Origin of the sequence: Streptomyces sp. NPDC102462 (genome assembly GCF_044765425.1) — a bacterium.
Taxonomy (GTDB): Bacteria; Actinomycetota; Actinomycetes; order Streptomycetales; family Streptomycetaceae; genus Streptomyces.
The window spans coordinates 211,261-221,404 of the sequence record NZ_JBIWKB010000005.1 but is presented as its reverse complement, the minus strand read 5'-3'; the positions used below and the strand labels follow the sequence as shown (position 1 = coordinate 221,404).

8 protein-coding genes and 1 riboswitch are annotated in these 10,144 nt (G+C 70.2%); of the genes, 4 read left to right on the top strand and 4 right to left on the bottom strand.

The window, feature by feature from the left end; translation table 11 throughout:
* The first annotated feature begins 408 nt into the window (after window positions 1-408).
* The gene (gene nagB, locus ACIRFL_RS06995) at window positions 409-1,194 is read left to right on the top strand and encodes a glucosamine-6-phosphate deaminase (RefSeq protein ID WP_404024781.1); all 786 of its coding nucleotides are present in this window, start codon (window positions 409-411) and stop codon (window positions 1,192-1,194) included.
* Between the two features lie 88 nt (window positions 1,195-1,282).
* Here the strand turns inward: nagB and ACIRFL_RS06990 are convergent, their stop codons facing one another.
* The 4 genes from ACIRFL_RS06990 to ACIRFL_RS06975 form a co-directional block, all read right to left on the bottom strand.
* Window positions 1,283-2,821 carry a glycoside hydrolase family 3 protein gene (locus ACIRFL_RS06990; RefSeq protein WP_404024779.1) on the bottom strand — a complete coding sequence of 513 codons (1,539 nt, stop codon included), beginning with the start codon at window positions 2,819-2,821 and terminating at the stop codon, window positions 1,283-1,285.
* 8 nt (window positions 2,822-2,829) lie between these two features.
* On the bottom strand, window positions 2,830-3,705 hold the full coding sequence (locus ACIRFL_RS06985) for a carbohydrate ABC transporter permease (protein ID WP_404024776.1): 876 nt from the start codon (window positions 3,703-3,705) through the stop codon (window positions 2,830-2,832).
* 5 nt (window positions 3,706-3,710) lie between these two features.
* A complete protein-coding gene (locus ACIRFL_RS06980) occupies window positions 3,711-4,697 on the bottom strand; it encodes a carbohydrate ABC transporter permease (protein ID WP_404024775.1) in 987 nt (328 codons plus the stop codon).
* Between the two features lie 211 nt (window positions 4,698-4,908).
* Window positions 4,909-6,195, bottom strand: a complete 1,287-nt coding sequence (locus ACIRFL_RS06975) for an extracellular solute-binding protein (protein WP_404024773.1) — start codon at window positions 6,193-6,195, stop codon at window positions 4,909-4,911.
* A gap of 411 nt (window positions 6,196-6,606) precedes the next feature.
* On the opposite strand from ACIRFL_RS06975, the gene ACIRFL_RS06970 reads away from it, so the two are divergent.
* From ACIRFL_RS06970 to mctP, 3 genes are all read left to right on the top strand, one after another.
* Window positions 6,607-7,371, top strand: coding sequence for a GntR family transcriptional regulator (locus tag ACIRFL_RS06970; protein ID WP_404024771.1), 765 nt, complete (start codon window positions 6,607-6,609; stop codon window positions 7,369-7,371).
* A gap of 488 nt (window positions 7,372-7,859) precedes the next feature.
* Window positions 7,860-8,123: a DUF3311 domain-containing protein gene (locus ACIRFL_RS06965; RefSeq protein ID WP_404024768.1), complete on the top strand. Its 264-nt coding sequence runs from the start codon at window positions 7,860-7,862 to the stop codon at window positions 8,121-8,123.
* The gene (gene mctP, locus ACIRFL_RS06960) at window positions 8,120-9,748 is read left to right on the top strand and encodes a monocarboxylate uptake permease MctP (protein WP_404024766.1); all 1,629 of its coding nucleotides are present in this window, start codon (window positions 8,120-8,122) and stop codon (window positions 9,746-9,748) included. The genes ACIRFL_RS06965 and mctP overlap by 4 nt, the downstream gene beginning before the upstream one ends.
* 166 nt (window positions 9,749-9,914) lie before the next feature.
* Window positions 9,915-10,037: riboswitch (cobalamin riboswitch) on the top strand.
* Window positions 10,038-10,144: the final 107 nt, after the last annotated feature.

Genomic DNA, 10,144 nt, shown 5'->3' with positions numbered 1-10,144 from the left:
GCGCCCGCGCGGCGGAGCCGCATGTCGATACAGCCCCGCGCCCCTTTGGGGCGCTACCTGCCGTCAGTCGTCTGCGGCACCATCGTGGCTGGTCGCGCCCGCGCGGCGGAGCCGCATGTCGATACAGCCCCGCGCCCCTTTGGGGCGCTACCTGCCGTCAGTCGTCTGCGGCACCATCGTGGCTGGTCGCGCAGTTCCCCGCGCCCCTTTGGGGGCGCGACCTGCCGTCGGTGGTCTGCGGCGGCGTCGTGGCTGGGCGCGCCCGCGCGGCGGAGCCGCATGTCGAATACAGCCCCGAAAGGGGGCGGCTTTCATCGGTCGGAGAGGGGCGGCGGCCGGGCGGGGGCGGTGCTAGATTGGTCTAAACCACATAGATGTTCCAGCCCTCTTCAGAACGGCAGGCCCAGCGTGGAAGTTGTCATCGTCCCGGACGCCGCGGCCGGCGGCGAGCTGATCGCCGAGGCCATGGCCCAGCTGCTCCGGCGCAAGCCCGACGCCGTGCTCGGCGTGGCCACCGGCTCGACCCCGCTGCCCATCTACCAGGCGCTGACGGCCAAGGTGCGCTCGGGCGCCGCCGACATCTCGCGTGCCCGCATAGCGCAGCTCGACGAGTACGTGGGACTGCCCCCGGACCACCCTGAGTCCTACCGTTCGGTGCTGCGCCGGGAGGTGCTGGAGCCGCTCGGGATCGCCATGGACGCGTTCATGGGGCCGGACGGCACGGCCGAGGACATCCTGGGCGCCTGCGCGGCGTACGAGCGGGCGCTCGCCGAGGCCGGCGGCGTGGATCTGCAGTTGCTCGGGATCGGGACCGACGGGCACATCGGCTTCAACGAGCCGTGCTCCTCGCTCGCCTCGCGCACCCGGATCAAGACGCTGACCGAGCAGACCCGCGTCGACAACGCGCGCTTCTTCGACGGCGACATCGAGCAGGTACCGCACCACGTCATCACGCAGGGCATCGGCACCATCCTGGAGGCCCGCCACCTGGTGCTGCTCGCGACCGGCGAGGGCAAGGCCGACGCGGTCGCGGCGACCGTGGAGGGACCGGTCGCGGCGGTCTGCCCCGCCTCGGCGCTGCAACTGCACCCGCACGCCACGGTCGTGGTGGACGAGGCCGCCGCGTCCAAGCTGAAGCTCGCCGACTACTTCCGGCACACGTACGTCAACAAGCCGGAGTGGCAGGGCATCTGACCGGCCCCGGCCGGCCCCGGATCGCTCCGGGCCGGGCCGGACGCGGCGGGGCGCCGGGCTCCGCCGTGGAGCCGGGCGCCCTCGTCCGTCATGGGCGGCGCGCCCCGGCGACGACCTCCGCCGCCGCCCGCCCGCACACCCGGGCCGCGCCATGGGTGGCGATGTGCAGGGCGCCGCGCGGCGGGGCCTCGGGGATGCCCATCTCGACCACGATCGTGTCGGGGCGGGCCGCCAGCAGGGTGTCGAGGGCCACCGTCATCCAGGGATGGCGGTGCTCGTCACGGACGACGGCCACGATACGGCGCTCGCCCGCCGCGGCCAGCGCCACCGGTCCCGCGTCCGCGCCGGTGAAGCTGCCCGTCTCGGTGCCGGGCAGCAGCCGTGCCAGCTCCGCCGCGACGCCCCAGGGGGTCTCGTCGCCGACGGCGATGTTCGCGACGGGGGTGAAGGCGGCGACGTAGGGGGCCGAGGCCGAACCCGGCTCGTAGGGGCCGGAGCGGGTCACCGTGAGCGCGCGCCGGGCGGCGACGAGCCCGATGTCGTCCTGGCCCTGGGACGCCCCGGCCGCGGAGCCGTCGGCGGCCGGGGCCGTCGGGCCGCCCGTGCCGGGTGCCGTCCGCGCGGTCCAGCGGGCCAGCCTGCGCACCCGCTCGGCCGCGTCCGCGAGCCGTTCTTCGGGCAGTTCGCCCGAGCGGACGGCGGACACCAGGGCGTCCCGCAGCCGGCGCACCGTCCCGTCGTCGTTGAGGCCCCCGCCGACGCAGATCGCGTCGGCGCCGGCCGCGAGGGCGAGGACGCTGCCGCGTTCGATGCCGTAGACGGCGGCGATGGCCTGCATCTCCATGCCGTCGGTGACGATCAGGCCGTCATAGCCGAGTTCGCCGCGGAGCAGGTCGGTGAGGATACGGCGGGAGAGGGTGGCGGGGCGGTCCGGGTCCAGGGCGGGGACCAGGATGTGGGCGCTCATCACGGCCCGGGTGCCGGCCGCGATGGCCGCCCGGAAGGGGACCAGATCACGCGTCTCCAGCACCTCGGCCGGCGCGTCGATGCGGGGCATGGCGAGGTGGGAGTCGACGGCCGTGTCGCCGTGTCCGGGAAAGTGCTTGGTGCAGGCCGCCACTCCGGCGGACTGGAGTCCGGTGACATAGGCGGCCGTGTGCCGGGCGGCCAGGGCGGGGTCGGCGCCGAACGAGCGGACGCCGATGACCGGGTTGGCGGGGTCGGCGTTCACGTCGGCCGCCGGGGCCCAGTTGAAGTTCACCCCGCAGGCCGCGAGCCTGCGGCCGAGTTCGCGGGCCACCTCGCGGGTCAGCGCCACGTCGTCGACGGCGCCGAGCGCGTGGTTGCCAGGGAAGCTGGAGCCCGTGCGCACCTCCAGACGGGTGACGTCCCCGCCCTCCTCGTCGATGGCGACCAGGACGTCGTCGCGTTCGGCGCGCAACTGGGCAGTCAGGGCGGCCAGTTGTTCGAGGGAGGCGACATTGCGTCCGAACAGGCCGACCGATGCCAGGCCCTCGCCGAGCCGGCGCAGCAGCCAGTCGGGGGCGGTGGTGCCGGGGAAGCCGGGCTGGAGGACGGTGAGGGCGTCCCGGGTGAGGGTGTCGGTGCGGCCGGCCAGGGTCGTCATCGGGCGCGTCACCCCTTCACGGCGCCCGCGGTCAGACCCGCGGCCATCTTGCGCTGGACGAACAGGAACAGCACGACGATCGGCACGGCCATCATGGTGGCGCCGGCCATCATCGGCGCGTACTCGGTGCCGTGCTTGGTGGTGAAGTTGCCGAGCCACACGGTCGCGGTCTGGTTCTGCTGGCTCATCAGCATGAGGGCGTACAGGTACTCGTTCCAGGCCTGGATGAAGCCGTAGACGGAGGTGGCGACCATGCCGGGGGCGAGGAGCGGGAAGACGACGCGGACGAAGGCACCGGTGCGGGAGCAGCCGTCGACCATCGCGGCCTCCTCCAGTTCCCTCGGGATGTTGACGATGAAGCCGCGCAGCGTCCACACCGTGAAGGGGAGGATGAAGGTCAGGTAGGTGATGATGAGGCCGGTGAGCTTGTCGTACTGCTTCAGGTCGTTCAGCAGCAGGAAGACCGGGATGATCATGGCGACCAGCGGGATCATCTGCACCGCGAGGATGCCCACGATCACGATCTTGCGGCCGCGGAAGGCGAAGCGGGAGATGGCGAGCGCGGCCAGCATGCCGACGACGACGCCGATCGCCACGACGGACAGCGACACGACCAGGCTGCGCCCGACGGGGCCCCAGAAGTCGGCGATGTCCAGCGCGCGGCTGAAGTTGGACAGGGTCAGACCCGTGGGCAGCAGGCTGGGGTCCGGGTCGATGGCGTCCTTGGCCGGCTTGAACGCCGTGTTCAGCATCCAGTAGACGGGGAAGCCGGCGATGACGAAGACGAGGAGACCGAGGAGGTTCCAGCCGAGCCGGGACCCGTTCCTGCGCCGGCCGCCGGTGGCGACCGCGGGCGTGCCGCTCATGCTGCTCGTGCCGCTCATGCTGCTCATTCGACGTCTCCGATCTTCAGCATCTGGCGCATATAGACGGCGACCACACCGAGCAGCAGCACCACGGTGATCAGGGCGATCGCCGAGCCCTGCGCGTAGTCGTTGACCACGAAGGCGCGGTCGTAGGAGTAGGTGGTGAGCAGCTGGAACTCGGCCTCCGGGTGCCCGTTGCGCATCACGAAGACCTGCGGGAAGACGCCCATGTCCCAGATGACCGACAGGGTCGTGAGCATCACGATGATCGGCTTGAGGATGGGCAGGGTGACATAGCGGAAGACGCCCCAGGCGCCCGCGCCGTCGAGGCGGGCGGCCTCCTCCAGTTCCTTGGGCACCTGGGTGAGGCCCGCGCTCAGCGTGATGACGACGAACGGCACGGCGCCCCAGACCACCAGCAGCATGATCACGGCAAGGCCCTCCGGCCCGCTCGCGAACCAGTTGTGACCGATCAGATCGACGCCGGGCAGCCTGCTCAGCAGCGCGTTGAGGATGCCGTAGTCGGCGTCGAAGAGCCATTTGAAGACGGTGGTGGCGACGATGACGGGCATGCCCCAGCTCGCCACCAGCGCGATGTTGATCAGGGTCTTCACCCAGCCGGAGACCCGTTGCAGCAGCAGGGCGACCAGCATGCCGAGGACCATCGTGAAGATCACCGAGCCGGCGGCGAAGATGATCGTGCGCAGCACGACCTGCCAGAACTCGCCGTCACCGAGGACTTCGGAGAAGTTGTCGAACCCGACCGACTCGGCCGGCTGGAAGCCCCACAGCTGGGACTGCCCGAACTTCTGGAAGGACAGGGTGACCAGGCGGACCAGCGGATAGCCCATGACCAGGGCGAGGATCACCAGGCAGGGGGCGAGCAGCAGCCAGGGGGTGCCCGCGCCGCCGGACGTGCGCTTTCCGCGTGGCCGTTGTGTGCCGCCCGGTGGTGGTGCCTGCCGCGGCGGCGGCACCGTGGCGGGGGTGGTCGTGTCTGCGGCACTCATCGCGCGCTCCTCAGCGGTCCCTCTGGTCGTACGAAGCCGACATCCCCGTACGGAAACCGGGGTTCCGCACGCAGGCCCGGTCCCGGAGGACGGGTCTGGGTGCGGAGTCCGGGTCCCGGAGGGCCGCGCGGCGCCGGACCCGCGCGGCCGTACGAGAAGCAGGGCCCCCGCCCCCGGACTCCCCCGGGGTCCACGGGGCCCTGCGCTCACGTCACTTGGTGTTGATCACCTTGTCGATCGCGGCGTCCGCTTCCTTCGCGGCGGCCTCGACCGTCTTCTTGCCGGTGCCGATGTTCTGCAGCATGGTCTGCAGGACCTGGGCCTTCTCGACCTGGCCCCAGCCGGGGGCCATCGGGACGAACCAGTTGGACTCGGCCGCGGTGGCGGGTACGGCGGTCGCCGGGTCGTCCTTCAGGGTGGCGAGGTCCGTCTTGTTGTTGGGCAGGTTGCCCTTGGCCATCAGGCCCTTCTGGCCCTCCGGGCCGGTGAAGGCGTTGATCCACTCGGCGGCGACGGCCTGGGCCTTGGACTTCACCGGGATGGCGAGGTCGGAGCCGCCGAGGAAGACCGGCATGTTCTTGCCGGACGGGCCGGGCATCACGAAGTTCTCAAGGTTGTCCTTGAGCTTGCCGGTCTTGTCGTTCTTCGGGTCCGCCGAGGTCGCACCCTCCCAGGCGGCGCCGAAGATCATGCCGGACTTGCCCTGGCCGTAGACGATGTAACGGTCGGACTCGTCCTTGGTCTTGTCGCCGTGCATGTAACGGTCGACGACGTTCTTGAACTCCGTGAGGCCCTTGACGGACTCGGGCGAGGAGAGGTTGCCCTTCCACTGGCCGCCCTCCTCCTTGGCGATGGAGCCGCCGGCGTCGTAGACGAAGGACATGGCCGCGTACCAGTCGCGGGTGGGCTGGTACCAGGCGCTGAACTTGTCGCCCTGCTTCTTCTGGATCTTGTCCAGGGCGGAGGTCAGCTCGGCGTAGGTCTTCGGGGGTGTCTTGACGCCGACCGAAGCGGCCACGTCCTTGCGCCAGTTGGCGACCCGGCCGCCGGCGTAGTACGGCACGCCGTAGGACTTGCCCTCGTATGTCACGGAGGCCTTGAGGCCGTCGAGCCAGGCGGCGGAGTTGTCGTACTGGGCGGGGTCGATGGGGGCGAAGGCACCCTTGACCATGTAGCCCAGCATCTCGGTGTTGCCCATCTCGACCACGTCGGGGGCGTTGTCCGTGGCGAGGACGGCGTCCAGCTTGGTGTTCTTGTCCGGCCAGCCGTAGTACTCGTGCTTGATCTTGATGCCGGGGTGCTTCTTCTGCACGGCGGCGTCGGCGGCCTTCACCAGATCGGGCCAGTTGTTCTGGGCGTCGACGGTGAGCCAGACGGTCAGCTCCTTGGCGTCCGCCCCCTTGCTCGAACCGCCGTCGTCCTTGCTGTCGCTGCCGCACGCCGCGATGGAGACGACCATGCCCGCGATACCGATCGCGGCTATCAGCCTGCGCTTCACGCCACCCTCCTCAGGGATGCCACAAACCCCCCTGCCTCCCCGCGGCGCGCGTCAGCGCTGTGTACCGCCCATGGGGCCGGGACCTGGACCAATGGTGTAGACCAGTACGGGGAGCTTGGCCCAGACCAATAGAGCTGTCAAGGCGTTCACGCAGGCTCCAGGCGTCCGTGATGCGACCGAGATATGCAGAGACCTTTCATTCCGCAAGCGACAGATCGGACGGACCACTTCGGCCGTATCGAGGCCTCCCGAAGGGGCCCTATGGACTAGACCAACGGGGGTCGCGACGGTATACAGAGGAGATCACGGACCGTTCGGGTGGCCTCCCGTCACACGAAGCCGTGCCACGATGTGACCCGTGGCCGATGGGATGTCGGTCGCTTTCGGCACCCGGAGCCGGGAAGGCAGAACATGAGCACCGACGTCAGCAGTGCGGAGAACGAGGGTGGGACGACCGTCCGTACCGCGCGCGTGCCCAAGTACTACCGCCTGAAGAAGCACCTGCTCGACATGACGGAGACGCTCCCGCCGGGCACACCGGTTCCGCCGGAGCGCACGCTCGCCGCCGAGTTCGACACCTCGCGCACCACCGTCCGCCAGGCCCTGCAGGAGCTGGTGGTCGAGGGCCGGCTGGAACGGATCCAGGGCAAAGGCACGTTCGTCGCCAAACCGAAGGTCTCCCAGGCGCTGCAACTCACCTCCTACACCGAGGACATGCGCGCCCAGGGTCTGGAGCCGACCTCACAGCTGCTGGACATCGGGTACATCACCGCGGACGACCGGCTCGCGGAACTGCTCGACATCACGGCCGGCGGCCGGGTGCTGCGCATCGAGCGGCTGCGCATGGCCAACGGCGAGCCGATGGCCATCGAGACCACGCATCTGTCCGCCAAGCGCTTCCCGGCGCTGCGCCGCAGCCTCGTCAAGTACACGTCCCTGTACACCGCCCTCGCCGAGGTGTACGACGTCCGTCTCGCCGAGGCCGAGGAGACCATCGAGACCTCGCTGGCCACCCCGCGCGAGGCGGGCCTGCTCGGCACGGACGTGGGCCTGCCGATGCTGATGCTCTCCCGGCACTCGCTGGACGAGGACGGCAACCCGGTGGAGTGGGTGCGGTCGGTCTACCGCGGGGACCGCTACAAGTTCGTCGCGCGGCTGAAGCGCCCGCAGGACTAGGCGGCCCGGCCCTTGGGCCCTGCCGGTCGCGATCGTCGTCCTGGACGCGTTGCGGGTGTGCATGCGGCACCTCAGCCGCCCGGCGCCGGCCACCCTGGGCCAGGCGCCCTGCGCCGCCTCGGAGATCACCGCCCAGAACGGGCCGATCCTCGCGCGAGCCGCGACGGGAGACGGCGCGGCATGCGGCCGGCGGACCGCATGGGCTGCCCGGACCGCCCTGGTCTGTACGGCAGTTGGCGGGCGGGTCGGCCCGCGAACGCCCTGTCGCGCCCATCCGGAAGCGACCTCCCGAGGCGGCACCGTCCCGCCGGGAATTCCGAGCGGATGCGCACGGACCGCCAGGAACCGGACCCCGGCGAGGGCTTGCGCCGTCACCGAGAGCGCCGTTTGCGACCGAAATACGGATGGGTACTTCCGATTCATCGGCACCGTCACCTACATTGCCTGCGCGTTACAACAGGTGATCGGTGAGGGGACGGAGCCCAGACATGCCAGACGCGTCCGAAGTGAAACCACCGGTGGTCACACCGGTACGGGTGGTGATCGCCCTGTGCCTCGTCGCACCGTTCGTGGCGATGCTCTGGGTCGGCTCCTACGCCAAGATCGACCCCACGTTCATCGGGATCCCGTTCTTCTACTGGTACCAGATGCTGTGGGTGCTGCTCTCCACCGCGCTGACGATGATCGCCTACAAGCTGTGGCAGCGTGACCAGCGCGCCCGCCGGACCCAGGGCGGAGGTGGCGCGCGATGAACGACGGCGTCAACGGCGTCGCGCTCGGCGTCTTCGTCTTCTTCTTCCTGGCCGTCACGGTCATGGGCTTCCTGGCCGCACGCTGGCGCAAGGCCGAGAACGAGCACAGCCTCGACGAATGGGGCCTGGGCGGCCGGTCGTTCGGCACCTGGATCACCTGGTTCCTGCTCGGCGGCGACCTGTACACGGCCTACACCTTCGTCGCCGTCCCGGCGGCGATCTACGCGGCGGGCGCGGCCGGGTTCTTCGCCGTGCCCTACACGATCCTCGTCTATCCGCTGATCTTCACCTTCCTGCCCCGCCTGTGGTCGGTCTCGCACCGGCACGGCTACGTGACGACCTCGGACTTCGTGCGCGGCCGGTTCGGCTCCAAGGGGCTGTCGCTGGCGGTGGCGCTGACCGGCATCCTCGCCACGATGCCCTACATCGCGCTCCAACTGGTCGGCATCCAGGCGGTCCTCGACGTGATGGGCGTGGGCGGCGGCGAGAACACCAACTGGTTCGTCAAGGACCTGCCGCTGCTGCTCGCCTTCGGTGTACTGGCCGCGTACACCTACTCCTCCGGCCTGAGGGCACCCGCGCTGATCGCGTTCGTCAAGGACACGCTGATCTACATCGTGATCGCGGTGGCGATCATCTACATCCCGATCAAGCTGGGCGGGTTCGACGACATCTTCGCCAAGGCCGGCGACGCCTTCGCCCAGACCAATCCGGCGACGGGCGCGCCGCGCGGGGCGCTCGCCCCGCCGGAGGCGGGCCAGTGGACGTACGCCACGCTGGCCCTCGGCTCCGCGCTCGCGCTGTTCATGTACCCGCACTCGATCACCGCGACGCTGTCCTCGCGCAGCCGTGAGGTGATCCGCCGCAACACCACGATCCTGCCGCTGTACTCCCTGATGCTCGGCCTGCTCGGACTGCTCGGCTTCATGGCGATCGCGGCCGGGGTCAAGGTCTCCAACGGCCAGCTGGCCATCCCCCAGCTGTTCGAGGACATGTTCCCCGACTGGTTCGCGGGTGTGGCGTTCGCGGCGATCGGCATCGGCGCGCTGGTGCCCGCGGCCATCATGTCCATCGCGGCCGCGAACCTGTTCACCCGCAACATCTACAAGGACTTCATCAACCCGCACGCGACGGCCCATCAGGAGACCCGGGTCTCCAAGATCGTGTCGCTGCTGGTGAAGGTGGGCGCGCTGGTCTTCGTGCTGACCATGGACAAGACGGTCGCCATCAACTTCCAGCTGCTGGGCGGCATCTGGATCCTGCAGACCTTCCCGGCCCTGGTCGGCGGCCTGTTCACCCGCTGGTTCCACCGCTGGGCACTGCTCGCGGGCTGGGCGGTCGGCATGGTGTACGGCACGGTCGCCGCCTACGGGGTGGCCTCACCGACGCAGAAGCACTTCGGTGGCTCGGCCAAGGAGATCCCCGGGATCGGTGAGATCGGCTACATCGGCATGACGGCGTTCGTGCTCAACGTCCTCGTCACCGTCGTCCTGACCTTCGTCCTGAAGGCCCTGAAGGCTCCCGAGGGCGTGGACGAGACGAGCCCGCAGGACTACACGGCCGACGCGGGCGACGCGGGCGTCCAGGTGGAGCTTCCGCCCGCGACGGCGGGCGCCGGGCACTGACGGCACGCCCCGCACGGGCGCCGGGCACTGAAAACACGCCCCCGCACAGGCGCCGGGCACCCGCGGGAGCAACCGCGCACGCCCCGCGACGGGCCGCCGATGCCGAACCCGGCAACGGCGGCCCGTTGACGTACGACACAACATCTGGGGGTGCCACCACGGCCCGGCACTAGATGTATGCTCATGTTCGCTGTCGCCGCAGGGGAATCCGGTGCGAATCCGGAACTGTCCCGCAACGGTGTACTCATGCGCGTATGCCCGCATACCCGCATGCAGGCTTCAGTCCGAGGACCTGCCGACGGCGCGCCCGGCCGTCCGGCCCGGGCGCTCTGACGTCCGGGCCTCGTGGAATGGGCCGGTGGACGCGACGCCGTGCGCGCTCGTGTGCTGCCCCCT